General features: G+C 69.9%; 21 protein-coding genes. 6 read left to right on the top strand and 15 right to left on the bottom strand.

Features of this window, described 5'->3' with window-relative positions:
- Positions 1 to 7: 7 nt before the first annotated feature.
- The 8 genes from LCF40_RS09790 to LCF40_RS09755 form a co-directional block, all read right to left on the bottom strand.
- Complete coding sequence (locus tag LCF40_RS09790) at positions 8 to 667, bottom strand: carbohydrate-binding family 9-like protein (protein WP_224828320.1); 660 nt, start codon at positions 665 to 667, stop codon at positions 8 to 10.
- A 420-nt stretch (positions 668 to 1087) separates the two neighbouring features.
- Complete coding sequence (locus LCF40_RS09785) at positions 1088 to 2302, bottom strand: oligogalacturonate lyase family protein (RefSeq protein ID WP_224828319.1); 1215 nt, start codon at positions 2300 to 2302, stop codon at positions 1088 to 1090.
- Positions 2303 to 2382: 80 nt separating this feature from the next.
- The gene (locus LCF40_RS09780; RefSeq protein ID WP_224828318.1) at positions 2383 to 6186 is read right to left on the bottom strand and encodes a glycosyl hydrolase family 2 protein; all 3804 of its coding nucleotides are present in this window, start codon (positions 6184 to 6186) and stop codon (positions 2383 to 2385) included.
- 204 nt (positions 6187 to 6390) lie between these two features.
- Complete coding sequence (locus tag LCF40_RS09775) at positions 6391 to 7350, bottom strand: formylglycine-generating enzyme family protein (RefSeq protein WP_224828317.1); 960 nt, start codon at positions 7348 to 7350, stop codon at positions 6391 to 6393.
- 32 nt (positions 7351 to 7382) lie between these two features.
- Entirely contained in the window at positions 7383 to 8159 is a 777-nt protein-coding gene (locus LCF40_RS09770) for an SDR family NAD(P)-dependent oxidoreductase (RefSeq protein ID WP_224828316.1), read from the bottom strand.
- An 89-nt stretch (positions 8160 to 8248) separates the two neighbouring features.
- A complete protein-coding gene (locus LCF40_RS09765) occupies positions 8249 to 11011 on the bottom strand; it encodes a glycoside hydrolase family 2 protein (protein ID WP_224828315.1) in 2763 nt (920 codons plus the stop codon).
- A gap of 43 nt (positions 11012 to 11054) precedes the next feature.
- On the bottom strand, positions 11055 to 11924 hold the full coding sequence (locus LCF40_RS09760; protein ID WP_224828346.1) for an amidohydrolase family protein: 870 nt from the start codon (positions 11922 to 11924) through the stop codon (positions 11055 to 11057).
- Between the two features lie 343 nt (positions 11925 to 12267).
- A complete protein-coding gene (locus LCF40_RS09755; protein ID WP_114575927.1) occupies positions 12268 to 12645 on the bottom strand; it encodes a hypothetical protein in 378 nt (125 codons plus the stop codon).
- 187 nt (positions 12646 to 12832) lie between these two features.
- Here LCF40_RS09755 and LCF40_RS09750 point away from each other — a divergent pair, with 187 nt between their 5' ends.
- Positions 12833 to 13147 (top strand): DUF5783 family protein, encoded by a 315-nt coding sequence (locus tag LCF40_RS09750; protein ID WP_114575928.1) that lies wholly within the window; start codon positions 12833 to 12835, stop codon positions 13145 to 13147.
- Positions 13148 to 13189: 42 nt separating this feature from the next.
- Positions 13190 to 13558: a NifU family protein gene (locus tag LCF40_RS09745; protein WP_114575929.1), complete on the top strand. Its 369-nt coding sequence runs from the start codon at positions 13190 to 13192 to the stop codon at positions 13556 to 13558.
- 48 nt (positions 13559 to 13606) lie between these two features.
- Here LCF40_RS09745 and LCF40_RS09740 read toward each other — a convergent pair whose 3' ends face one another.
- From LCF40_RS09740 to LCF40_RS09730, 3 genes are read right to left on the bottom strand one after another with little or no spacing between them, the layout of a single operon-like run.
- A complete protein-coding gene (locus tag LCF40_RS09740; protein ID WP_224828314.1) occupies positions 13607 to 14503 on the bottom strand; it encodes a ketopantoate reductase family protein in 897 nt (298 codons plus the stop codon).
- Between the two features lie 45 nt (positions 14504 to 14548).
- The gene (locus LCF40_RS09735) at positions 14549 to 14842 is read right to left on the bottom strand and encodes a DUF7130 family rubredoxin-like protein (protein WP_114575931.1); all 294 of its coding nucleotides are present in this window, start codon (positions 14840 to 14842) and stop codon (positions 14549 to 14551) included.
- A 43-nt stretch (positions 14843 to 14885) separates the two neighbouring features.
- Entirely contained in the window at positions 14886 to 16922 is a 2037-nt protein-coding gene (locus LCF40_RS09730) for a DUF4129 domain-containing protein (protein WP_224828313.1), read from the bottom strand.
- A 95-nt stretch (positions 16923 to 17017) separates the two neighbouring features.
- On the opposite strand from LCF40_RS09730, the gene LCF40_RS09725 reads away from it, so the two are divergent.
- The 4 genes from LCF40_RS09725 to LCF40_RS09710 are packed head-to-tail and all read left to right on the top strand — an operon-like array spanning position 17018 to position 20690.
- Positions 17018 to 18478 carry a DUF58 domain-containing protein gene (locus LCF40_RS09725; protein WP_224828312.1) on the top strand — a complete coding sequence of 487 codons (1461 nt, stop codon included), beginning with the start codon at positions 17018 to 17020 and terminating at the stop codon, positions 18476 to 18478.
- Positions 18475 to 18942 (top strand): DUF8163 family membrane protein, encoded by a 468-nt coding sequence (locus tag LCF40_RS09720; RefSeq protein WP_224828311.1) that lies wholly within the window; start codon positions 18475 to 18477, stop codon positions 18940 to 18942. Before LCF40_RS09725 ends, LCF40_RS09720 begins: the two co-directional genes overlap by 4 nt.
- Positions 18939 to 19802 carry a DUF7982 domain-containing protein gene (locus tag LCF40_RS09715; RefSeq protein WP_224828310.1) on the top strand — a complete coding sequence of 288 codons (864 nt, stop codon included), beginning with the start codon at positions 18939 to 18941 and terminating at the stop codon, positions 19800 to 19802. Before LCF40_RS09720 ends, LCF40_RS09715 begins: the two co-directional genes overlap by 4 nt.
- A gap of 48 nt (positions 19803 to 19850) precedes the next feature.
- Entirely contained in the window at positions 19851 to 20690 is an 840-nt protein-coding gene (locus LCF40_RS09710) for an aldo/keto reductase (RefSeq protein WP_224828309.1), read from the top strand.
- Here LCF40_RS09710 and LCF40_RS09705 read toward each other — a convergent pair whose 3' ends face one another.
- From LCF40_RS09705 to LCF40_RS09690, 4 genes are all read right to left on the bottom strand, one after another.
- Complete coding sequence (locus LCF40_RS09705) at positions 20691 to 21731, bottom strand: AAA family ATPase (RefSeq protein ID WP_224828308.1); 1041 nt, start codon at positions 21729 to 21731, stop codon at positions 20691 to 20693.
- Complete coding sequence (locus LCF40_RS09700) at positions 21728 to 22876, bottom strand: DUF4350 domain-containing protein (RefSeq protein WP_224828307.1); 1149 nt, start codon at positions 22874 to 22876, stop codon at positions 21728 to 21730. Before LCF40_RS09700 ends, LCF40_RS09705 begins: the two co-directional genes overlap by 4 nt.
- A complete protein-coding gene (locus LCF40_RS09695; RefSeq protein ID WP_114575939.1) occupies positions 22870 to 23151 on the bottom strand; it encodes a DUF8044 family membrane protein in 282 nt (93 codons plus the stop codon). Before LCF40_RS09695 ends, LCF40_RS09700 begins: the two co-directional genes overlap by 7 nt.
- A gap of 155 nt (positions 23152 to 23306) precedes the next feature.
- Positions 23307 to 24590: a hypothetical protein gene (locus LCF40_RS09690; RefSeq protein ID WP_224828306.1), complete on the bottom strand. Its 1284-nt coding sequence runs from the start codon at positions 24588 to 24590 to the stop codon at positions 23307 to 23309.
- Between the last annotated feature and the right edge of the window lie 6 nt (positions 24591 to 24596).

The following is a 24596-nucleotide window of genomic DNA, read 5'->3' as shown; positions in this document are numbered from 1 at the left end:
TCTCTAACTACTCGAAGCGCAGGCGACCGAAGTACTCCGGGGAGTGGTAGGCCGGTTCGGGCTCCTCGATCGGGTTCCAGGTCGCCTTCCGGGGATCGGGAACCCCGCTGCGATAGACGTTCCCGCGCCACTCGGTCCCCGTTTCGGGGCCGATCTCGCGGCCCGTCAGCTCCGAGAGGACCGAAAAGGGGATAGCGGCGGCGAGCCACCAGCCGTCGTCACCGGGAGCGGGTTCCTTCGTCGAGCCCGGGACCGACGTCCGGACGTCGATCCGGGAGGCCAGCTCCGGCGAGATCAGTTCGCGCTGGCCGTGGACCTGCCAACCGGGCTCCTGCCAGGCGAGTTTGAACTGGCCACAGCAGTTCGCCTCGAAGTTGAAATAGCGATCGCCGCCGGGCGCCGCGAAGAACTCGACGGAGCTGTCGGCGTACGTCGGTCCGTTCAGCTCGGTCGTCTCGGCGTGGATCTCGTCGTCCTCGGCGAAGAACTGGAGGAAGAGCGCCCGATCGTCGTAGAGGACGTGGCCCTGCGTCGCCGGTTTCGGTCCCTCGTCGTGCCAGGAGAACTCGTCGATGTAGACGGTGTCTGCCTTGACCCAGGGCGTTCCGGCGACCGTCTCGCCGAGCGGAACGTCCCCGTCGGCGCGGCGGATCGTGTACGTCTTCATGGCGGGGCGTTCGATCGGTCGCCTCATAAAATCGACCCGAATATGGTGTCCGGCGATAGCGAACACAGAGCGGATGGTACCGCCGGTGCCGGGCGATGTGACAGTCCTACGCCTGTAACTCCAGCCGGCTCCGGTGGCCGCTCGCGGGATTCGAACCGGGCGGTCTCGTTCGGCGGTCTCTCCCCGCTCGCGTCCGGTCCGTCCGACGATGCCGCACGTATTTCGCCCCCAGCTCGGATGTATCGGGGCGACAGCGACTCTCGTCCGGGTAGTGTACGACCTCGTGGATATGCTGACACGGTCGTATGACCCGGTGGTTCGACGGTCCGTCGATGCCGAACCCCCGGGGGCGTGATACGTGGGACGACCACGCGCTTCGAGGCCGTCTCGCGGGGTCACACCGTCGACGACGCGGTCCGGTCACCGATCGGTCGCTGGTTCGAACCCCTCGAGGTCGAATCGCGGAAGCTCCGTGACGTCGTCGGGGACCTCCACGAGGTAGACGTCACTTCCCGCGTCGGCGTCGTCCTCGCTCGCGTCGAACACCACCTGTGAGTCGTCCGGCGAGAGTCTCGAGTGGGGGTGGGCGTCGTCGTCGCTCTCCCAGCCGTGGTGAGCGAGCTTCCAGGGGCCGGCGTACTCCTCGCTTCCCCCGTCCCCGCCGTCCTCTTCCCGACGCTCCCAGAGCAGGTCGAAGGGGGCGCCCCGGTGGGTACCGTCACAGACGACCCGCTCAGGTCCGTTGGAGTGGACGTGGGTGTAGAGGTCGGGCGCGGGCCACTCCCGGCGGTCGGTCCCGTCGTAGCGAACCCGTCCGAAGAACGGGTCGGGCTCGTCCCTGGTGCCGCGCCAGCCGTGGTAGCCGACGTGCTCGCCGTCCGCGAGCCAGTACTCATGGCCGACGGCCTCCCCCTCGTCGGTCGGCCGGGCGCGCCACTGCTCGCCCGAAGCGAGGTCGAGCACCCGAATCCGGTCGACGGCCTCCCAGGGACCCTCCTCGCAGTAGGTCACGAGGTCGGGGCGCGTCGGCGAGGCGTTGACGTGGTTCAGCCACCGCTCGTCCTCGACGTGGACCGTCGGCTCGCCGCCCGCGATGGGAACCGAGATGATCTGTGAGTGGGGGTTCGCGTCCATGCGCGCCTTGATCCACGCTCCCCGGTTCTCGAACTCGCGGTTGAACTCCGTCTCCGCCGCGATCGCGACCACCACACGCTCGCCGTCGGCAGTACCCGCGGTATGGCTCCCGCCGTAGCCCTCGGGGCGCTCGTACAGCTCTCGTACCCGAAGGGAGTCGAGCTCGAGGACCGCCAGCCGGTCGCCACACCAGAACAGCGCGCGCTCGCCGGCGCGGGTGACGCCATCGATCGGATGGGGGAGGTCCGTCAGCTGTGTGATCTCCCCGGTCTCGAGATCGACCGAGTGGAGCTGTCGGCTCCCCATTCGGTCCGACTGGATCAGGAGCCGGCGCCCGCCGTCGTCCCAGCCGTTCTCGGTGAAGTAGAGGTGCCAGTTGCCCGAGTCGGCGGTGTCGGTGAGCCGGGTCACGGTCGCGCCGGTCTCGGGATCGTCGTACTCGGACCACTCGGCCGGGCGTTCGGTTCCGGCTGCTGGCCCCTGTCGAAGCGCGGTGTCCATCACTGGCTCCTCGCGTCGGCGGAGGAAAAGGGTTGGCGTCGGGGCGGACTACGGTGCAACGCGTCGAGACGCGATCGCCCTCAGTTCTCGCCGTCGGCCTCGAGCACAATCCTCCGTTCGACCCGGAGAGAGACCGGCCCGAACAGCCCCGAGCGACGCTGGCCGTCGTAGACGTACCTGGTCGGCGTCTCGGTCGCGAAGTGGTTCGCGATCGTGTTCGCGGCGCGGATCTCGAGAGTCGAATCCTCCTCGACGCTCCCGAGTTCGACCTCGTACGGCGGCGAAAACGCCGCTCCGACTTCCGTGCCATCGATGAGGACCGTCGCTGCGACGCCGACGTCGCCAAGCGAGAGGACGAGCCGATCGTCCTCGCCGTGGTCGAGAGAGGGGAGTTCGGTCCGGTAGACGCCGATCCCGGAGTACTCCGCGAGGCCGAGGTCACACCAGTCGCCGGGCTCGACGGTGACGGCCTCGGTCTCGAATTCAACGGGTCCCGTGAACCGGCCGCCGCCGTAGCACGTCGGGTGGACGCTCCGGACGGCCACGGTGGTCGGCTCCTCGAGGGCTCCGTCGAGTTCGATCCGACCGTCCTCGAGGAGCCGTTCCTCGCCGTCGACCCAGACGCGGGCCTCTCCCTCGATCGGGAGCGAGAGGGCGGTCGCGCCGACGGGAGCCTCGAACCGGAACCAGTCGACGTGATCGTCGGTTTCGGGACGGGGGTCGAACGACAGCGCGCCGTCGGCCTGGAACCACCGCAGCCGGGGGACGTGGGCCAGGTCCAGGTCGGGAGCCTCCGCGGGCAGGGTCTCGAAGGCGAGGTGGGTTTCGCTCCCGGCCTCGACGACGAGGGAAACCGGCGTCGGTCCCGCCGGGAGGTCGATCTCGAGGGTCCCACTCCCGACTGGCACGTCGATCGGTTCCCCGTCGATCTCGAGCGATCGAATCTTGTTTCCGTGATGGCAGGCAATCGTCCCGCCCTCGCCGGCACGGACGGTCGTCCAGAAACGGGTCGGCTCCTCGCCGGCGACGAGGAACTCCTCGCCGATGACCCCGTTGAACCCGTGGTCGTCCGGGTGGGTTCCCGGTTTCCCCGTCAGTTCTGAGAATCGGTAGGGTTCCCAGCTGTCGTCCTCTTCGGGGTTCGGCCTCCCGCTCCCCTCGCTCTCTGCCGTTCCCGCGGGCCGACACCAGAACCCCTGGCCGGACGACCACCGGACCGACCCCCACCGTTCCGGACTGGCGTCGGGCTCGTGCCAGCCCGCCTCGAGTCCGTCCTCCTCCGGCGGTTCGGTCCGATGAACGAACTCGCGAACCTCGGGACCGACCACCCCGCCGCGGGGGTATCGCGCGTCGCCCCACTCGTTGTCGAGGGTCGGCTCGAGTTCGAACTCCCAGGCTTCGAGTTCGATCGACTTGGGAACCGAGACGGGCTCGCTCTCCGCGGTGCGGACCTCCTCCCCGTCGGCGACCGAAACCTCGTGGACGCCCCCCTCTCGGGCGAGTCCCTCGACACGGACGCCATCGGGACCTGCCTCGACCGCCTCGATCGAATCGAGCGTGGCGTCGGCGACGCACGCACCCGGCTCCTCGGCGGCGTCGAAGCCGATCACGCGGAACCCGTGGGGGTCGAACTCGAGTTCGAGGCTCGTGTACCCTCCCTCCCGGTCGAACTCGGAGAGCGGTTCGACGGTGCCGTCGTGGACGTCCCATCGTTCGGGCTTCCCGGTCGCCCGGAGGTCGACTTCGAGCGTGCGGGCCTCGTCGCGGGTGTTCATGAGGAGATAGAGGTCGTAGTCGCCGGTCCGCCGGTGGGTCGAGAGCACGTCGGCCGGGACACGGACGTCCCGATCGACGTACCGATCGAGGGTGTCGGCGAGTTTGGTCCACCGTTCCTCGTCGATTCTACTCTCCTCGCTCTCCACTCCCCTTCCGAGGTCGACGTCGGCGATCACCGCGACGCCGCCGCCCTCGTGTTCGACGACTCCCGGAACCGGCTCGTCCGGGTCGGCGGCCGCGTCGCCGAACAGCTCCTCGAGAACTCCCTGGGTGGCTCCTGCGCCGCCCTCGACGGTCGCCGTCGGGAGCCGGCCGAGCGAGACGACGCAGCCGCCGTCGGCGACCAGTTCCGCAGCGTGCTCGAGGACGGCCCCGCGGACGGTCGTCGCCGGCCCGATCAGGAGGACGTCGGCCTCCTGGCCCGCGAACGCGAGCCGGCCGTTCGCGACGCCGCTATCGACGAGGGTCTCGTGGTCGACCAGGAGGAGGTCAGCGACGGTTCGATACAGGCCCTCGGCGACCGCGCGGGTCCCCTCGTCGATCTCCTCGGCTTCGGGTTCGAGTTCCGGGCGGTGGTGGCCGCCCGGGCCGTCGACCTCGGGTTCGCCGCCGGCGAGGCGGTGGCACTGGACGGACTCGATCGGGTAGTACATGGCGACGTCGACGACCGGGTCGCCCCGGCTACAGAGGTACATCAGGCGAGTGACCGCGTCGTTGAACGCGTCCATCATCTCCCAGTACGGTTGCCGGAAATGGGTGTCCGGCGGCGCGTGTTCGTACCACCCGCCGAGGGTCGCGTAGTAGAGACCGTGTTTGTTGTACCGATTCAGCCCGTAGCAGGCGTTCTCGGCGATCGCGGCGAGGTGGAGGTCGGGCGGGAACCCCCAGCCGGTCGTATGGAGGAGTTCGCCCCAGACCCGATCGCGGTCGTAACAGGCCGCGATCGAGGCCGCGAGCTTCGCGTCGAAGAAGTTCCGGGTGCCGATTCCCTCGAAGGCGCCGCCGTCGTCGTACCCCGGCTCCTGGAACCACCGCATAGTCCGCACGTAATCGCCGTACTCGGTGGCGTGTTCCGTGAGGTCGTTCCGGCCCCAGTTGTCGTGGGCAAACTGCAGTCCCCGGCGCTCGTGCCACTCGTAGAGCGGCCGGAACCAGTTCTCCTCTATCATCGTCGTGACGACGTCGTAGTATCGCGCCCGCAACGCCGCCGTCCCGGGCCCGCAGTCCTCGAACAGCGCGATCAGCGCGGGCTCCCGGCTCCACTCCGCGCGATAGCGCGCGAGCAGACAGTCGTCGCAGGGCACCCGCCCCTGGAGCATGTAGAGTTCGTCCTGGAAGGTGCCGACGATGGGGTCGCCCAGGGAGTCCCCGAGACGCTCGACGTAGGCGCCGTAGTGGCGCTCGATGATCCGGTCGACGACATCCCGGCTCGTCCGGCACAGGCCCTCGGGACGGGTGCCGACGGCAGCGACGTGCCAGCGATCGGAAGCGCCCTCTGCGTCTTCAGGGGGTGCGGTCCACTCGAGAGTCCTCGCGGCGTCCCCGTCGACGTCCGGCAGTTCTCCTGCGAGGTCGATGGCCGCGTCGAGGTCGAGGGTCATCTCCTCGCCGTCTCCATCACCGACAACCGGATACGCGGCGATCGACTCCGCCTCGAACTCCGCCGGCAGGTCGAGGGTCGCGGTCTCGCCCGGCTCGACCGTCTCGGCGATCCGATCTACGACGCGCCCCTGGAACTCCGGGTGGTCGTCGATCTCCTCTTCGACCGCGTTCTGCCAGTAGCGTTTCCACTGCGGCGGGCTGTGGTGGTAGGTCAGGTCGTGGATCCAGAGGGCCATGTCGAGGCGGTCGCACTCTGCCACGACGTGTTCCATGTATCCCCACCACTCCTCGGAGAAGTACGCTACCTGTGGCCCCTCCGGTGGGCCGTGGGGGTACTTCTGCTCGAAGCAGACGGCCTCGACGCCCTGCTCCTTGAGGGTCTCGAGTTGGTCGGTCAGCCGTTGCTCGTCCAGCTCGTCGCCGTCCCACCACCAGAAGGGAACGTTGCCGTACTCGGCCGCCGGGGGGGTCCGGAAGCCGGCACGCAGCTCGGACTCGTCTGCCATGTCGCCTCCCGCGCCCGGCGGGAACTTAGAACCACAGGGTGAGGGCGGGGATCGTCGCGATCGACGGTCTGGCCCAACTGGAGAACGGACGCGACGCTGGGCCGGTCGTCGGCTCCCGCATTCCCGGCGATCGGAGCTCGGGGTTTCCATGCCTCCCGGTGACATGGAACGTTCATCCCGGCCGGGCCGTATAACGTTCCCGGCTCAGCCCTCGAGGATACACCGGAAGCCGATGTTCCCCGTCGAGCTGTCGGGCGTGTTCTTGCTCCGAGCGGCCAGGCGATAGCGGTTGCACCACGACTCGTGACAGAGGTACGAGCCCCCGCGCATCGAGCGGGCCTCGCCGTCGGTACCGATCGGGTTCGACGACGCCGTCCGCTCGTGGTAGTCGGGGTCGAACGCGTCCGCACACCACTCCCAGACGTTGCCGACGACGTTGTAGAGACCGTAGCCGTTGGGCTCGAAGGCGTCTACCGGGGCCGTCCCGACGTAGCCGTCGGCGCCGGTGTCGTGAGTCGGGAACTCGCCCTGCCAGACGTTAGATCGATGGTTTCCGCCGGGTTCGAGTTCGTCGCCCCACGGGAACTGTCGGCCTTCCAGCCCGCCCCGGGCGGCGTACTCCCACTCGGCCTCGGTCGGCAACCGGGCCCCGGCCCACTCGCAGTAGGCGACGGCGTCGTTCCAGGAGACGTGGACGACCGGGTGATCGAGGCGGTCGACGACCGACGAGCCGGGCCCCTCCGGACGGTGCCAGCAGGCGCCCTCGACGCCGGTCCACCACTCCGCGCCGCCGGCCGACCCGACCACCGGCGCTCCCTCGGGGCGGAACGGCTCGAAGACGAACGACCAGCCGTAGCGCTCGGCGTCGGTCGTGTACCCCGTGTCGTCGACGAACCGGTAGAACTCGGCGTTCGTTACGGCGTGGATCTCGACCTCGACGGGATCGACGACGACCTCCCGTGCGGGGCCCTCGCCGTCGCCCTCGAAGCCGACGTCCTCGTCGGTCCCCATCCTGAACGGACCGCCCTCGAGGCGGCGGGTCGGCCCGATCCCCGTTCCACCGGGGGCGCCGACGCTACGATCGACGTTCTCGGACCGGTCGGGTTCGCCGTCCGATCCGCGCTCGGGCGCACAACACGAGTCGGGGGAGCGATCGTCGGTCATGGGGTCTCGAGGGGTCGGACGATCATAACTGTTCAGTGGATCGCGTAGCCGCCGTCGGCGTACAGCAGATGTCCGGTCACGAACGAGGCATCCTCGCTGGCCAGAAAGAGGTAGGAACCGGCGATCTCCTCGGGATCCGCCCGCCGGCCCATCGGCGCCTCCTTTTCGACGCGAGCGGAGTCGGGGATCGAGTACTCCTCGCCCCCCGAACCGATCCCGGTCGCGACGGCACCGGGGGCGACCGCGTTGACCCGGATCCCCCGGCCGGCGAGCTCGAGAGCCGCCACGCGAGTAAGCATCATCACGGCGGCCTTCGAGGGGTCGTAGGCCGCGTGGCCGGCCTGGGCGAACTCCGAGCTGATCGAGGCCGTGTTGACGACGGTGCCCGGCTCTTCTCGATCGAGCATGTCCGTGGCGGCCGCGCGGGTGCCCACGAGCACGCTCCGGGCGTTGGTGGCGTACAGCCGGTCGAACGTGTCGGTATCGGTTTCGAGCAGCGGGGCGCCCCGGAAGATCCCCGCGTTGTTGACCATGATGTCGACGCCGCCGAACTCGCGGGCGCCCTCGACCAGCGACTCGACGGCCGCCGGATCGCTCACGTCGGTCCCGACGAACGTCGCCCGTCCCCCCTGGTCCTCGATCGCTTCGTGGGTCGGCCCGCCTTTGCCCTTCGGCTCCGCGCGGACGTCGGCGACGACGACCGTCGCGCCCGCCTCCCCGAACCGCCGGGCCACGGCCCGGCCGATGCCGGAGCTTCCGCCGGTCACGATCGCCGTCTCGCCCTCGAAATCGTACGTGGACGTTCCCATGACTGGAGCAGGGCGGGCGGGACCTTAGTGGTGTGGCTCCACCGGGCCGGCCGCGCGGATGTCCTCCCTCTCTACACGGATATCCGGGCTCAGCCGTCGATCCAGGGGCCGTTCGCGTCGTCGCCGTACGCTCCTCGTTCGTCCTCGCCGCCGAGGAGGCTCTCGAGGACGCCGGTCGTGATCGCCGGCTCCGGGTCGAACGCCGGCGACTCGAGATAGGCGGCGAGGCTCTCCCGGAACTGGTCGACCGTCGGATGGTCGGGCTCGAGGTCGAGCGAGCAGACCGCGAGCCGTCCGTCGCCGACGGCGGTCTCGGCGAACAGCGCGAGCTTGTGATTGCGGTAGATCGTGTCGATCGCCCGGACCGTCGGCTCGAACGCCGCGGGCGCGTCGTCGACGACGATCGGCCGAGCGTGGCGAAGCAGGTGCCACCACTGCCAGTCGGCGTGGCCCGCCGTCGGGAACGACTCGAACAGCGGGTGCTCCGGGTCGCAGGCGATCCCCAGCGTCCCCGGTTTTCCGTTCTGCTTGAACAGCTCGTAGTTCCAGAAGTCCGGCTGGAACGACCCTCGCAGCGAGTACCGGAGCGCCCCCTCGTCGGGCACGACCAGGACCCGCCGGCCCTCCGCGAGCAGTTCCCGGGCCCGGTCGTCGAAACGGTGCCGGACGGCGACGTTCACGTCGGCGAGGGGGTCGTCCGAGCGGTCGGGGTACACCCAGATCGGGTAGCTCGTCCGGCGATCGGTCCCCGAAACTTCGAGATCGATCTCGAGGGCGGCGGGCGCGTCGACCTCCGAGAGCGACGCCTCGATCGTTCCGAGCGGGGCGAGTTCGCCCTGGTCGACGGTCCGGTCCGGGAGGGTGCCGCCCGCGACCTTTCGCTCGCCGTCCGTGATTGCCCATTCGGCGGCGGCGTCCTCGACCCCTGCCGGGCCGTAGTTCGCGAGCTTCGCCTCGGCCTCGAACGTCTCGCCGTCGGTCCAGGCGTAGCGGTCCATCAGGAGGAGGGGAACTTGCGGGGCACAGAACCGCCGCCACTCGTGGGGCTCGATCACGCCCTTCGAGTCCATGAAGGCGTCGCGGACCCCCACGAGGGCGGTCCCCTGGCCGGGGAAGTCGGCCAGGTCGAGCAGCTGGAACCCCCCGAACCCCGGGGTTCGCAGCGCGGCCTCGATCTCCTCGCGGTAGCACGTCGCCGCGAGCGCGCCCGAGGCGGCCTGAAACCGCCGGTCGTCGCCCGCCATGTGGTGGTCGGCGAGCGAACGCTCGAACCGTTCGAGGTTGCGGGCCTCGAGGACGCCGGTGTACTTCCGGGCCTCGTCGAAGTCTGGATAGATCTGGAACTGGCCGATCTCGTGGCCGACGACCGGGAGGTCGTAGGGTGCGATCTCCTCGCGGTAGTCGGTCGTGGTCGAGGGCGGGCGATCGTTGACGTGGCCCGTCCCGCGGACCGGGACCAGATCCGATTCCTCGGGAGCGTCGGGATCCTCGGGGACGTTCGCGGTGATGAAGAGGTCGTCCTGCGGGCCGGGACGGGGCGCCGAGAGGAAGTCGTTCGCGCCCGAGACGTAGAGCCGGCGGCCGTCGCGGTCCCGACAGCGGGCGACGAGGTCGGCCATCCGCTCCTCGTCGCCCTGGTTCTCGTTGCCCAGGCCGAACGCGACGAACGAGGGATGATTGCCGTAGGCCGCGAGGATCCGGTCGGCCTCCCGTCGGTAGTAGTCGTAGTCGTCGTCCTCGACCAGCGACCCCCGGGCGTCCCACTGGGAGCACTCGGGCAGGAGGTAGATCCCGACGCGGTCGGCCGCCTCGAAGGCCGCCTCGGGGGGACACCAGCTATGAAAGCGGTAGTGGTTCAGCCCGTGGGCCTTCGCGACCTCCATGTGCTCGACCCACTCTGCGGTCGAGGTCGGCGGGTAGCCCGTCTCGGGGAAGACACAGCAGTCGGTCCGCCCCCGGAGGAAGACGGTTCGATCCCCGATCGCGAGCTGGGTCCCCTCGACGGCGACCTCGCGGAGCCCGGCGGTCGTCTCGATCTCGTCGGCGTACTCCCCGCTATCGAGAGCCGCGCGCAGCTCGTAGACCGCCGGGGAGAACTCGTCCCACGACAGGGCGTTGGGACCGAGGGCGTACCGGAGCTGGTGGGTCGTCTCCCCCGCGGGAAGTTCGACCCGCCGCTCGATCGGGTCCGGGTGGTGGCTCTCGTCGGCGTTCGTGCTCTCGGCGGCGACCCGGAGGTGTCCCTCGCGGTCGTCCCCGGCGTCGTTCACCGTGGTGATCTCGAGGGCGAAGCCGTCGCCGTCGGGGATCGCCCGGAGATCTTCGATCCGGACCGGGTCGGTCGCCTCGAGACGGAGGTCGCCGACGACCCCGTTCCAGTTCGTCTGGGTGTGCTCGGCCACTGCATGGGACCGTCTCACCCCGCGGCGATCCATCGAATCGCCGTCGTTGTCGACTCGGATGGTGACCTCGCAGTCGCCGGGCTCGAGCGCGTCGGTCACGTCGTAGACGTGGGGCGTGCTCAGACAGACCCGCGAACCGATCCGCTCGCCGTCGACCCACAGCGTCGTCTCGCGGCTCCGCTCAACGGTCAGCGTGACCCGCTTCCCGGCCCACGAGTCGGGAACCGGGATCGTGCGCCTGTACCATGCCGGCCCCTCGTAGCGCGAGGTGCGGGTCAGGTGTTCGCGCGGTGTCTCCTCGGGACGCTCGCCGTAGCCGTACTCGTCGGTGGTCCCCGGAAGGGTGATCGTCCCGTCGGTCTCGGCGTCGGGCCAGCCGACCGCACCCTCCCCGTCGGGGTCCAGACGAAGCTCCCACGTCCCGGAAAGCGATATCTCCGATGGCGTCATCGACCCCCCGTTTCGACCGGGAGCGCAAGAATCCGTCGGCGATTCACTCGAGCCCGACCAGATCCCGGAACGCCCGCCCGGAGATCCACTCGCGGTCCTCCCCGGAGAGTCCGTCGACGTGGTCGAGCCACCGCAGGGATTCCCCGTAGCCCGCGACGTCGCTCACGTTGGGGAAGTCAGAGCCCCAGACGACCCGTTCGCGACCGAACGTCTCGACGAGCCACCGGACGTGGTCGTGTACGTCCCGGTAGGGAAAGCCTTCCAGCGAGCGATGGGGGATCTCCGAGACCTTCACCGCGACGTCGTGATCGGCGAGGTCGGCGAGGCGGGCGAACGGTCCCTCCGCGGGCGGAACCTCCGGGTCGGCATGGGCGAAGTGATCGAGCGCGTAGGTGAGATCGGGATAGGTCTCGACCAGCTCGACGACCTGCGCCAACTGGTCCTCGTGGGCGAGAATCTGAACGAGCGCGTTGGTCTCCCGGGCGGCCTCCCAGAAGGCGGTCTCGTCGATCGCCTCCCGGAGCCACTCTACCTCGGGGTCGAACGTCTCCCACATCCGGTCGTACGGACAGATCGCACCCAGACGAAAGCCGAGAATTCCCTCGACGTCCATCGATCCCCGGAGTTCCTCGCTCGCGCCGTCGGCGAACTGATCTAGCATGACGACGCCGTAGAGCCGGTCGAACTCCCGGGCGACCCGCTCGGTGTACCGGTTGTCCGTCCACTCGCCGATCGGGTAGCCGACGACGACGGCCTCGTCGATCCCGGCCGCGTCCATGTCGGCGAGCAACGATTCCCCGCGGTAGACCGTCTCGACTGAAAAGGAGTCGACGCCGTCCTCGACCAGTGGCCCGTTCGTCCAGGGGTGGGCCGGTGACGGCGGTCCCCAGGCGTGGGTGTGAGTATCGAGCACCATCGTCTCTCCCTGTTCGCGGACCGCTACTAAACCTTCCCGTCGCGATCGCTCTCGACCTCAAATAACATACGATATCTGTCCAATATATAATAAGAAAATTTATCATTCCTAAGTATCTATATCGGCCTGGTATGAACGGCAGAGTAACGCACTCTATACTGCCCAACACTCGATTATCGGTTCTAGCCGCCAATATATTCCACTGTAATTAAATACGAAATTTGCACTAAATCGGAATTATAGCGGCATATATTCGGATATGGGTGTGTTCTATAGTGATCGTATCGAGCATCTGCCTGTTTCTATCCTTGAATTCAATCACTTATCGTTCGACTGCCGGTTAGGGAGACCGGTCCGGAACGACATCGCCGAACCGGGCACCCTCGAGAGCCGCCCGGATCCCCATGGGGTCGTCGTCGCCGGCGGCGTCCCGAACCCTGGCCATGCACTCGAGGAGGCCTTCGATGGCGGCGTGGCGCGTCGAAACCCGACAGATCGCGTCGCTGACCGCGAGTTCGCCGATGTCGTACTCGTAGCGCAGTTCCCAGCAGCGCTCGACGCCGAGCGAGGGGTGGGAGTGGACGCCCTCCGTCAGGGCGGCGCTCAGTTCGATACGGGGCCGACTCCGGCGGTAGGCGATCCGATCCGTGCCGTTGTCGGCGGGTCCCCACCCGGGCGGAAGCGCCTCCGGCGGAATGGGTTCCTGATCGGTTGGCATGTGTACTGAGAAACCACGCCGTCCGGGGTGGGGGTTCGGCTTGCGCACTCACCCCGGATATGTAGGGTCCCCATACCGTGTCAGACGGCGTGTGTGAACGATCGGCGGCCGGCCGCCGTTGCGCCGTCGGCCGCCCGACCCTCGACCGATCGGCCGACTTTTGTCGGCTCCGCCCGTCGCCCCCGACATGGCCGCCTTCGACCCCGAGAAGTTCGAGGACAAGTACGCCAACTACTTCACCGAGCTCCAGCAGGCCTACAAGAACGCCTTCGACCGGATGAACGACCGCTACGACTCCGAACTGGTCCACGCGATCGACCAGCAGGTGCTAAACGAGAGCGAACCGTTCTACCGCGACGGGGAGTTCGAGGTCGAGCTCCCCGACAAGCCCTACGACCGGCTGTCGGCGATCGTCGTTGAGCGCGAGCGCTTCGAAGACGTCCTCGAAACCTACGTCGAGACGATTGAACGCGAACTCGAGCGCGTCTTCGACACGGAGTGAGCCGACGGAGGTCTTAAGGAGGCTCGCGCCCAACGCCCGTACATGAGCACGGAGACTAAGGGCGGCGACGATCTGGAGGAGCGGGTCACGAACTTCCTGCGGCGGAACTTCCCGCAGATCCAGATGCACGGCGGGTCGGCGGCGATTCAGGACATCGACCGCGAGACCGGCGAGGTCTCGATCGCGCTCGGCGGTGCCTGCAGCGGCTGTGGCATCTCGCCGATGACGATCCAGGCGATCAAGAGCCGGATGGTCAAGGAGATCCCCGAGATCGAGCAGGTCCACGCCCAGACCGGGATGGAGGGCGACGGCGGCGGCATGGGCGGCGGTGGCGGCGGCATGAGCCCCTCGTTCCCCGGCGAGACCGTCGACGACGGCGAGGACGACGAAGGCCCTCAGGCCCCGTTCTGACCCGCGCGTAACCCCGTCTTGCGATCCGTTTTCCGCGGTAATAGGTAGTTATCGCAGTTTTCGCCCGCGCTCCCACGTCCGAATCACCCCCGCGAGCAGCCGGTTCGTCGGCGCCGCCACGCTCGCGTCTTCGGCCCGATCGACCACGTAGCCGTTGATCGCGTCGATCTCGGTTTGCCGTCCGTTTTCCACGTCCTGGCGCATCGAGGACTCGTTTCCGGCCGTCCGGTCGGCGACTCGTTCGGTCGCTGCGATGGCCTCCCGGTTCGAGAGGTCCACGCCGTGGGCGCGCGCGGTTCGGGCGGTTTCCCGGGCCGCCGCCCGGACGAGTTCCTCGGCGGGTGCCTCGAGGACGGCGCCGTTCTCGACGCGTGCGAGGGCTGTGACGGCGTTGATTCCGGCGTTGACCGCGAGCTTTGCCCAGAGCCGACGAGGCATGTCGGCTGCGACGGTCGTCTCGAGCCCTGCCGACCGAAACGCCTCGCCGACCCGGTCGGCCATCGAGGAACGCCCGCCCCCGGGCGCCCCGAGGACGACCTCGCCGCGGCCGGTACAGTCGACGACGCCCGGTTCGCGCCGGACGGCACCGTAGGTCGCCGTTCCCGCCAGCACCGTGTCGTGGTGGCCGGCGAGAACCGCCTCGTTTCCCATCCCGTTTTGCAGGGAGATGACGGCGCCGTACTCCCCGGTCGCGAGGACGTGAGCCGCATCGGGGGTGTCGAAGGACTTGACGGTCACGACCGCACAGTCCGCAGCTAGCCCCTCGCCCTCGGCCGTCGCCCGCAGGAAGACCCGGCGGTCGTACTCGCCCCGGATCTCGAGTCCGTCGGCCTCGATCGCCTCGACGTGGGGTTCGCGGCCGACGAGGGTCACGTCGTGGGCGCCGGCGAGCAGTCCGCCGACGAGGCTGCCGAGGCTGCCGGCGCCGAGGACGACGATCTCCATACGCGGCCCTCGCTCGCGGGGAACCAAAACCGTTCGGCCCGACCCCTAATCCTCCGTCCAGTAGTAGATCTCCTCGCGGTCGGCCCCGCAGTTCGGGCAGTTCTCGGGGAGGTCGTCCTCGATCTCGTCCATCTCGCCACACTCCCAGCAGCGCCACATCAGTTCGGCCTCGCCGAAGGCGTGGCCCGACCGGACGTGCTGGACGCTCATCCCCTCGATTCCCTCCCGGAGGGTGACGTAGAAGCCATCCTCGTCGAACCCCCGGATCCGGCCGACCTCCGTCCCCTCCTCGCTGTACACCGGCGTCCCGAAGCCCAGTCGAGTGATATCGTCTCCCATAGCGGAGGCACCACGACCAGGGGTATAAATTCGTTCCCGATCCTCACCCGGCGTCGCCCGACTCCGACCCGTCCTCGACCCCGGAGAGCTCCCGGGCGCGCTCGAGCAGTCCCCGAACCTCGCCGCGCGGGATGTCCTCCCGGCCGAAGACGGCCCGCTCGTAGCTCTCGGTGGCGTCCCGGAGCAGGTCGTCGTCCTCTCCGGAATACCGTCGGTAAAACTCCCAGTGGGTCATCGAGCGGTCGCCGCCGACGCGGGCGGCAAGCTCGTGGCGGACCGCGGCATAACAGTGTTCCATCGCCGCCTCGGGGTCGTCCTCGAGCTGCGCGGCGGCCCGCGAAAGCGCGAGGCGGGCGGCGGTCTCCCGCTCGCCTCTCTCCTCGCCCCCGGAGGCGGCCGACGCGGCCGCGCCCCCCGCTGGTGCGGTCTCGTCCCGGCGGTACCGTCTGGCGCCAACGACGGCGCCGACGACGAGCAATCCCGCGAGGGCGAGGCCGGCCCACCGGAGCCAGCCGGGTAGCGCCGAGAGCGCGCCGCCACCGCCCCCGCCAGCGAGCTGCGTCGTCGCCGCCGCGGGCGCGAGGCTCGTCCCCGAGCCGTCGTACTCCGCCCGCACCGTCAGATTCCCCGACGCGCTCTCGGGGATCTCGACTCGCTGTGAAAAGGCACCCTCGTCGCCGGTCGTCGCCGTCCCGACGGTCGAGCCGTCGACCGCGACGTCGATCGTTCGCTCGCCGACCACGCCGCTCGCCTCGCTCGAGAGGCTCCCGTCGACCCGGAGGGCGCCATCGCCGGTCCGTTCGGCCGACACCGAGAGGTCGGTGGGGATCTCCGCGACGGTCACCGTCTCGGTCGCGGTCACCGGCGCCAGCGCCCGCCCTTCGTAGGGGACGGCGACGCCGAGTTCGACCTCGTCGGCCGGGACCGAGACCGGGAGTTCGACGCTCCCCTCGAACTCGCCGTCGGCGACGCCGACCCACCCGATCCGCTGTCCGTCTGCGACCACCGCGAGGGCGACGTTCTCGACGTCGACGTCGCCGACCGCGATCTCGCCTTCGACCGTCACCTCCTCCCCGTAGGCGGTCCGGTCGGGGACCGACAGCCCCTCGATCGTCGGCTCGACCTGCTCGACGGCCACGGAGACGTTCTCGCTCGTCCCGAGGTACGCCGACTCGTTGTCGGGGCGGTAGGCGACCTCGAGTTCCTCCGTCGCGAGCGAGAGCGTCGTCGGCCGGTACTCGAACGCGAAGGCCCCCTCGCCGTCGGACTCGGTCGTCACCGTCTGGTTGCCGACCTCGAAGGACAGTTCCTCGTCGTCGATGGGATCGCCCTCGGCGGTCCGGACCTCGCCCTCGACCTCGAGGGGATCGGTAAACGAGATCTCGGCGGGTTCATCGATAGCGAGCGACAGTTGCGTCTCGTCGAACTCGGCCTCCCGGATCTCGGCCTGGCTCTCCTGGACGTCCTCGTTTGCCGTCTCGATCGCCGCGTCGGCCTCCCCGAGGTCGGCGCCCGTCCCGTTTTCGATCTCGTCGTACTGGGTCCGGACGGCCTCGCTCGACTCCTCGACGTCGCCGGCGAGCGCCTCGAGTTCGCGGGCGAGTTCGCGGGCGCGTTGCTCGTCGCCTTCGTCCCTGGCGTCCTCGTACTCCTGGCGGGTCTCCTCGTACTCCCGGGCGGAGTCGGTCATCTCCTCCTGGCGCTCGCCGGCCTCCCGGAAGCTCTCCTCGCTGCTCTCGCCGCCGGTCTCGCCGGCGACGTCGACGTACTGCTCCAATCGGTCGTAATACTCCTCGTCGACGTACCCGCTTGCGGCGTCGTACTCGCCCTGGCTCAACTCCACTGCCCCCTCCTCAAGTTGGCCGTTCATCCACCCCGAGAGCCAGCCCTCGAGTTCCTCGACGTCGCCGTCCTCGCTGTACTCGTCGGGGTCCTGGTGGCGGACGGTCTCGTTGTCGCTTTCATTTTGGGTCTGGAGGACGACGCCGTCGGCGGGCGCCCCCGCCGTCGCTCCCGCGGCGGCCACCAGTAGGAGGGCGGCCACGGCGAGGGCGAACGCGTACCGGCGCGAGCGGGACACGACGCCCCGTTCGTGACCGGTCACAAAAAGGTCTGCTCTCCGTGACTGATCCGCCAACCAGTACCTTAAATACGCTACGCCGTCGCCCTGGAACCATGTACCCCACGCGCCGGTCGTGGGCGGTCGCCGGCCTCGTTGCCGCCGTCGCCGCCCTCGCGGTCGCCGTCGCCCGCCCCCTCCTGCTGGGCGGGGCGGCCGTGGCCGGCGGGTGGTTCCTCGCCCGCCAGGCGGCGTTCGTTCGTGCCCTCGAGGACGCCGCCGCCGACCTCTCGGTCGAGCAGTCCCCGACCCGGCTGGGGGTCCGGACGACGACCTCGACCCCCGTCACGCTGGCCGCCCGCCTCGCGGAGCCCTCCACCCTCGAGCTCTCGGTCCGGGCGGGGCTGCCGACCGCCGCGGCAGCCGACGAGGAGCTGGAACTCGATATGGAGCCTGGCGAGACCGACCGGGCGGCGACGACCGAGGTCTCCTGGCCGACTGCGGGGCGCCACCGGTTCGGGCCGGCGACGCTGTCGGCGACCGACGGCTGGTTTCGCGACTCCGTTCCGATCGGTTCGGGGCCGACGGTGACCGCCGAACCCCCGGGCCCACGAAACGTCCACGTCGGCGAGGGGGGCGACCGGCTCGCGAGTGCCTACGGCGAACACGAGGCCGGCCGCCAGGGGTCGGGCCTCGAGCCGGCCGAACTCCGGGAGTACGTCCCCGGCGACACCGCCGACAACATCGACTGGAAGGCGACCGCCCGGCTGGCTTCCCCCCACGTCCGGGAGTACGAGGCCGAGACCGAACGGCGGACGCTGCTGGTCGCGGACCACCGGGGGGCGCTCGCGACGGGCCGGCCCGGCGAGACCAAACTCGACTACCTCCGGGAGGTCGCGCTCGCAACGGCGGCCTCGACCCGCGAGCTTGGCGACCCCCTGGGTTTGCTCGCGGTCGGCGACGCCGGCGTCACCGGCCGGATCGAGCCCGCCTCGAGCCCCCGGACCTACGTCTCGGTCCGCCGGCGGCTGCTCGACATGGAGCCGACGGTCCCCGAGGATCCGCCCTCGACGGTCAGCGGGCGGTCGGCGCCCGACGCCACCGCGGGCGGGGCCGCCGACCTCCGGCGAACGATCGCCGACCTCGAGGCCGACGACGCCTTTTCCCGGCAGCTCCGGCCCTTTTACGCCGGGCGGCAGGGCTACCGCGAGCGATTCGACGACGATCCACTCTACGCCGCGGTCCGGGCGGCCCAGGGCCGGACCACCGGGCGGCTCTGGACGGTGATTTTCACCGACGACGCGGCGCCCGACGAGCTCCGTGAGACCGTGACCGTTGCCCGCGAGAGCGGCGAGGTGCTCGTCTTGCTCGCGCCGACCGTACTCTACGAGCCCGGGGGGCTCGCCGACGTCGAGGCCGCCTACGACCGCTACGTCGCCTTCGAGGGCTTTCGCCGCGAGCTCTCGGGGATGGACCGGGTGCGGGCCCTGGAGGTCGGCCCCGGCGACCGGCTCTCGACGGTGCTCTCGGCGGGGCGCTCCCGGCGTTCGCGGAGCACGCGGGGTGAGTTCGCGTGACCCCGCCGCGCGAGCGCCGATACCTCCTCGGGCTCGCGGTCGTCGTCGCGGCCTACGCGGTCGCCGTCGGCCCGCTCGCCGGAATTCCTGCGGGCCTCGCGACGGCCGCCGTCGGCTACTGGCTGGGCACGCCCTACGCCGTCGCCGCCGGTCACGTCCTCCTGCTCCCGATCTTTCCCGACGGGGCCCACCCCCTCTCGGTTGGCCTCGTCGAGGCCGGTTTCCTCGCGTTGCTGGTCTTCGAGTCGCCGGCAACTCCGGCGCCCCGTCGGTTCGCGACGGCCGGAGTCGCCGCGGCAGCCGGGCTGGGCGCGCTCGCCTGGGGCCTCGGGGCGACCCAGTCGGTTCCGGTCGCCGCCGCCGTCCTCCTCCTCGCGTTCGGGGCCACGGTCTACGGCCTCCACCGCTACGGGCTCCTCGCGACCGGGGGGCTCACGACGACCGACACTCCCACCGAGCCATGAGCGCACACGACATCGACGAGATGACCCCCGAGACCGACGAGAATGCGGAGAGCGAGGAGGATGACCTCGACCTCGCGGCCCAGATCGAGCTGCTGGCCGCCGAGAACCGCCGGCTGCGCGACGAGTACGCCCGGGCCCGCCAGTCGCGGTATCGCCACACCGCCATCGGGCTCGGTTCGATCGGCGCCCTCGCCGCCCTCGGCGGGCTGCTCTTTCCCGACGCCCGGGACGTTCTCTTCGCCCTCGCCGCGACGGGGCTCTTCGGGGCGGTGCTCACCTACTACCTCACCCCTGGCCGGTTCGTCGCGGGCGAGGTCGGCGAGCGAGTCTACGCCCCGCTGGCCGGAAACGAGGCCGCCATCGCTGACGACCTCGGCCTCGGCGAGGACCGAATCTACCTCCCGCGGGAGGGCTCCGTCCGCCTCTACGTCCCCCAGCGATCCGGGGGAGAGCTCCCCGAGGCCCGCGCGGGCCCGATCGTCACCGCCGAGGGGAGCCGCGGGCTCCTGCTCGAAACCACGGGGAGCGGACTGTTCGCCGAGTTCGAGGACTCCCTGGCGGGCGACCTCGCGACCGCACCCGCCCCCCTCGGAACCCAACTCGCCGACGGGCTCGTCGAGGGGTTCGAACTCGTCGAGAGCGCCGAGCTCGACGCCGACCCCGAGGGGGACCGGCTCACGCTCGCGGTCACGGGCAGCGCCTTCGGCGACGCCGACCGGTTCGACCACCCCGTCGCCGCCTTCGTCGCCACGGGAGTCGCGACCGGGCTCGACCGGCCGGTCGCCCTCGAGGTCCGCCCCGGCGACGACCGCCACGACTGGCTGGTGACCTGCCGGTGGGACCTCGAGAGGGTCACGTAGGAGCGCCGAACCGATAGGTTCGTCCGTTCGAGCGACGAGGTAACGGAGATGACCGTCCCAACAGCGGAACTCCCGGGCGGCGACGCGATGCCCGTCGTCGGGTTCGGAACCGGCGGACTGGCCGGCAAAGAGCTCGAAGACGCCGTCGAGGAGGCGATCGAGGCGGGGTACACGCGGTTCGACACCGCAGAGGGGTACGGCAACGAGGCCAATCTCGGGAGGGCCCTCGAGCCCTACGACCGCGAGGAGTTGTTTCTCGCCTCGAAGGTGCTCCCGAAGAACCTCGACTACGAGTCGCTGATCGACGCCTGCGAGTCGTCGCTCGATCGCCTGGGTACCGAGTACCTCGACCTCTACCTGATCCACTGGCCGAACCCGGCGATCTCGCTCCGGGAGTCGCTCGCGGCGATGGCGACGCTTCGCGACCGCGGGCTGGTCGACAACGTCGGCGTCTCCAACTTCGACGCCTACGGGCTCAGCTGTGCTCGCCACGTCACGGACGTCCCGATCGCGGTCGACCAGATCGAGTGCCACCCGTGGCGACAGCGCCCCGACGTCCGCGACTACTGCCGGAAGGCCGGGATCGTCGTCGACGCCGCCGCGCCGGTGGCGCGCACGGAGGTGTTCGAGGACGTGGTCGTCCGTGATCTGGCCGAGTCCCACGATCGGGCGCCCTCACAGATCGCGCTCAAGTGGGCCGTCGAAAACGACGTCGCGGTGATCCCGAGCTCGACGGACCCGACACACATCCGGGAGAACCTCGACCTGTTCGACTGGAACCTGACCGACGAGGACCTCGAGCGGCTCGATGGACTCGATCGCGACCGGTCCGTCTACACCCTCTCGCCGACGGACTGGACTGACGACACCTTCGGGATCCCGGAGTGACTATTCTTCTTCCTCTTCGCGGCCGCCGTCGCCGACCGCTTCGGCCGGCTCGATCGCCTCGGCGCCCGGGGGCTCGACGCCCTCGACCAGATCGGCGACGACGTCCTCGGGGCCGACGTCGCTGAGTTCGGCGTCGGTGTCGAGGACGAGCCGGTGGATCAGGATCGGCTCCGCCAAGGTCTTTACGTCGTCGGGGATGACGTAGGGCCGGCCATGGATCGCCGCCCGGGCCTTCGCGCCGTCGAGGAAGGCGAGGCTCGCCCGCGGGGAGGCGCCGTAGACGACGTCCGGGTGGTCGCGGGTCGCGGCGACGATATCGAGGACGTACTCCTTGACCGGCGGGGCGACGTGGACCCCGTTCACCTGCTCGCGGGCCGCGACCAGGGAGTCGACGGGGATGACCTGTTCGGCCCGGTCGGGGCCGAGTTCGGGATCGTCGTCGAACCGCTCCAGGAGCTCGCGTTCGCCCTCCCGCTCGGGGAGGTCTACGGTGAGCTTGAACTGGAAGCGGTCGCGCTGGGCCTCGGGGAGCTCGAAGACCCCCTCCATCTCGATGGGGTTCTGGGTCGCGACGACCATGAACGGCGTCGGCAACTCGAGCGTATCGCCCTCGATCGTCACCGTCCGCTCTTGCATCGCCTCCAGCAGCGCGGACTGGGTCTTCGGCGTCGCCCGGTTGATCTCGTCGGCGACGACCAGGTTCGAGAAGACGGGACCGCGCTGGAGGGTAAACTCACCGGTGGTCTCGTGGTAGACGTGGGTCCCGGTGATGTCGGCCGGAAGGATGTCGGGGGTCATCTGGATGCGGCGGTACTCGAGGCCGGTCGTGCGGGCAAAGAGGTTCGCGAGCGTCGTCTTCGCGACCCCGGGAACCCCTTCCAGGAGAACATGGCCCCGCGTGAGCAGGGCGATGGTGAGGTGTTCGATCGCCTCCCGGTTGCCCACGAGGACGCGCTCTATCTCCGTCGAGAGCGCGTCGTATATCTCCTGGGGGTCGGCGTCGGTCGATACGTCCGGTCGGTCGTCGGTGTTCTCGCTCATTGGTCGTGTTCGTCGCTCCCCCTCGTCGGTTCCGTCCCCGGTCCGTCCGGCCCGCGTCGTTCGGCGCGCTCGACCGCCGCCGTCACCCGCTCGATCCGGTCGTCGTCCCAGTCGGGGTACCGTTTCCGGAGGTAGGCGGCCCGGTCGGCGGTCGAGAGCTCCCGGCCCGGCTCCGCCCGCTCCAGATCGCGGGCCCGGCCGGCCCGGGTCCGACGGAGTCGGTCGGTCGGGAGCCGCCGACCCGACAGGACCGCCACCGCGCCGATCGCCCCGAACCCGACGACGACCTGAAGGAACGGCGAGTCCCGCAGCGTCAGTATCGCGGCTGCGAGCGGCGGGACGTCGCCGACGTGGGAGACGTCGAGGACGACCCGGTCGGCGTCCTCGTACAGCCCCGAGACGAACGCGGCGTTGTCCGGCTCCGCCAACATCGAGTTGATCGTGATGCTCGGGTCGCCGACGGCGACGACCGTCCCCGCGCTCACGTTCTCGCTCGTCGCGACCGGGTAGGCGTCGAGTTCCTCGACCTCGGCGAGCTCGGTCTCCTCGCTCCCCAGATAGGTAACGTCGCTCGTCCGGACGAGCACGGTCGCCTCCCCGGGTTCGACCGCGGTCGCGTAGTTCAGCGTCAGCTGGGTGACGCCGTCGGTCAGCTCGTGGTCGGTGACGTTGTCGGCGATCGGCATCGGCGGCCCCCGGAAGTGGTTCTGCTCATCGCGAAGCAGGTCGCCGTGGAACCGCGCGTCGGCGCCGACCGCCGCGAGGACGGTGTTGCCGCCCTCGCCGAAGTTCTCCAGGACGACGAGAGTGCCCCCGTTCTCGACGAAGCTCCGGAGTCGCTCTGCGTCCTCGCCGGTGTAGGGCTCGTCGGGCGCGGCGACGAACGCGACGGTGCCCTCCGGTTCGATCCCCTCGTATCCGGCAGTGTCCCGGAGGAGTTCCGCCTCGACGCCCGGCTCCGCCTGGATCTGGCTCCGGAGGTCGCTCGAGCCGTCCCAGCCGGGGTTGTAGGGGCCGAAGGAAGTCGTCGAGGTCGCCGCCGCGACCCCGACCGCGAGGAGGACGGTGGCCGCGAGCGCGACCAGGAGCACTCGGGGCCAGTCGGCGCCGCCGCCCCGTTTGCGGAGCCACTCGACGCCTACCACGGCACCACCTCCGGCGGGAGGATCTCGACGATCCGCCGCACGACGACGTAGGCGAAGCCGGCCAGCCCGGCCAGGATGAGCCACTTCAGCCGGCTCCGCCATTCGGGGGTGACGTTGAACGGCGCGGTCAACTCGGTCACGATCAGCAACCCGATCAGCGAGCAGACGAAGAAGAGCTCGTACGACAGCGAGCCGAGCAGGGAGAGCGCCAGCACCGTCGCTACCATCCACGCGACCTGTCCGCGAACGAACTGCATCCGTCGCCGGGTCGCCATCCGTTCTCGAAGGGACCACGGATTCACCTAAATCTAGCGCATCCGTCCCTCCGGCGCCCGAACGCGCCCGTCGGCCACGCAGCGGCCCCCTCGTCCGGGATCTGTCGTTCTACTCGCCGGACACGACAGTGTCGATGCGGCCACTAGCGTCGACCCTACCTGCCGGGACGGCCGCGCCCGAGCACCGAGAGCGTCCCGAGGTCGCGTTCGCCGAGGACGACCGGCTCCGCCCGGCGCCCGACGGCCTCGCGGTCGCCGTTCTCGACCGTGGGGTCAGACAGCGTCGCCCGCACCGCGTACTCGCCCGCGGGGGCGTCGTGGGGTACGTGCCACTCGACGCTCGCCGTCACGGGCTCATTCGATGGAGGCGTCACGGTCGTCGTCGCCGTGTACCGCTTGGGGCCGTCGAAAACGACCGTCAGATCGCTCTCGTGGGCCGACGCCGGGAACGTATCGTCGAAGACGACGGTTGCCTCGACGGCAACCCGGTCGCGAGGCCGGGCAGTCTCCCGGTCGAACCGTGCATTCCGGAGGGCGTCCCAGGCGGCGAGCCCGCTCTCGTAGTAGTGGATCGCGATTCCCCCGTACCCGCCGCCGGGTGGGTCGGCCGCGATCGCCTCTTCGATCGTGCGGAGCCCCGACCAGCCCTCCTCGTATGTCGTCACCCAGCTTGCGCCACCGGGAAACTCCTGGGTCTCTATCGCGAGGAGGTGGGGCGCATCGAGGCCCTCGACGATGGTCGCGAGCCGCCGGCGGACCTCCTCGGGTTCGTCCCAGTAGGCCATGATCACGCTGGCTGCCAGCGCGGGGTGGGCCGCGACCGCCCGCGCGAGGGCGGGCTCGTAGTCGGGTAGCGCCCACCACCAGGCGACCGTCGCCGAAACCTCGAGGTCGGGTGCGATCGATGGACGCTCGTCGAGGAGAGCGACGAGAGACTCGAGGAACGGCCGGAGGTCTCCGGGCGCACACTCGAGGTTGAGGTGGAGCCCATCGAACCCTGCGTCCGGCCCGTATTCGTCGTTGTGGGCACGCACCTCCCCTACGACCTCGCGGGCAATGTCGGTCGCACCCAGTCCGTAGGCGCCGGTCATCGCGTGGACCGCGAGCCCGGCCGCGTGGGCCGCCTCGCTGAGTCCGCCGATCGCTGCCGGGGATGCGCTCCGCAGGGCACCCCACGAGAGGTAGACCGTGTCGATCCCGAAGCGGTCGGTCCGCTCTATGAACCGTTCCCGGGCGGCACCGTCGGTCGCCAGGACGGGGGCGTACCCCCAGACGTAGAGCGCGCGTTCGTCCGCGGCGACCTTCGTCCCCTGGGCGGCGGCCGTCCCCGCGATCCCCGTGAGGCCGACCGTGCCGGCGGCAAGCCCCTTCAGGACGGTCCGACGCCCGGTCCCGGGATCCGCGGTCGAACTTGAGAAGTTTTCATATGGTTCGTTCATAGTATC

The sequence above is a fragment of the Saliphagus infecundisoli genome, from assembly GCF_020177375.1.
In the GTDB taxonomy this organism is placed as follows: domain Archaea; phylum Halobacteriota; class Halobacteria; order Halobacteriales; family Natrialbaceae; genus Saliphagus; species Saliphagus infecundisoli.
The sequence above is the reverse complement of the archived record's forward strand: the minus strand, read 5'-3'. Positions and strand labels throughout refer to the sequence as shown.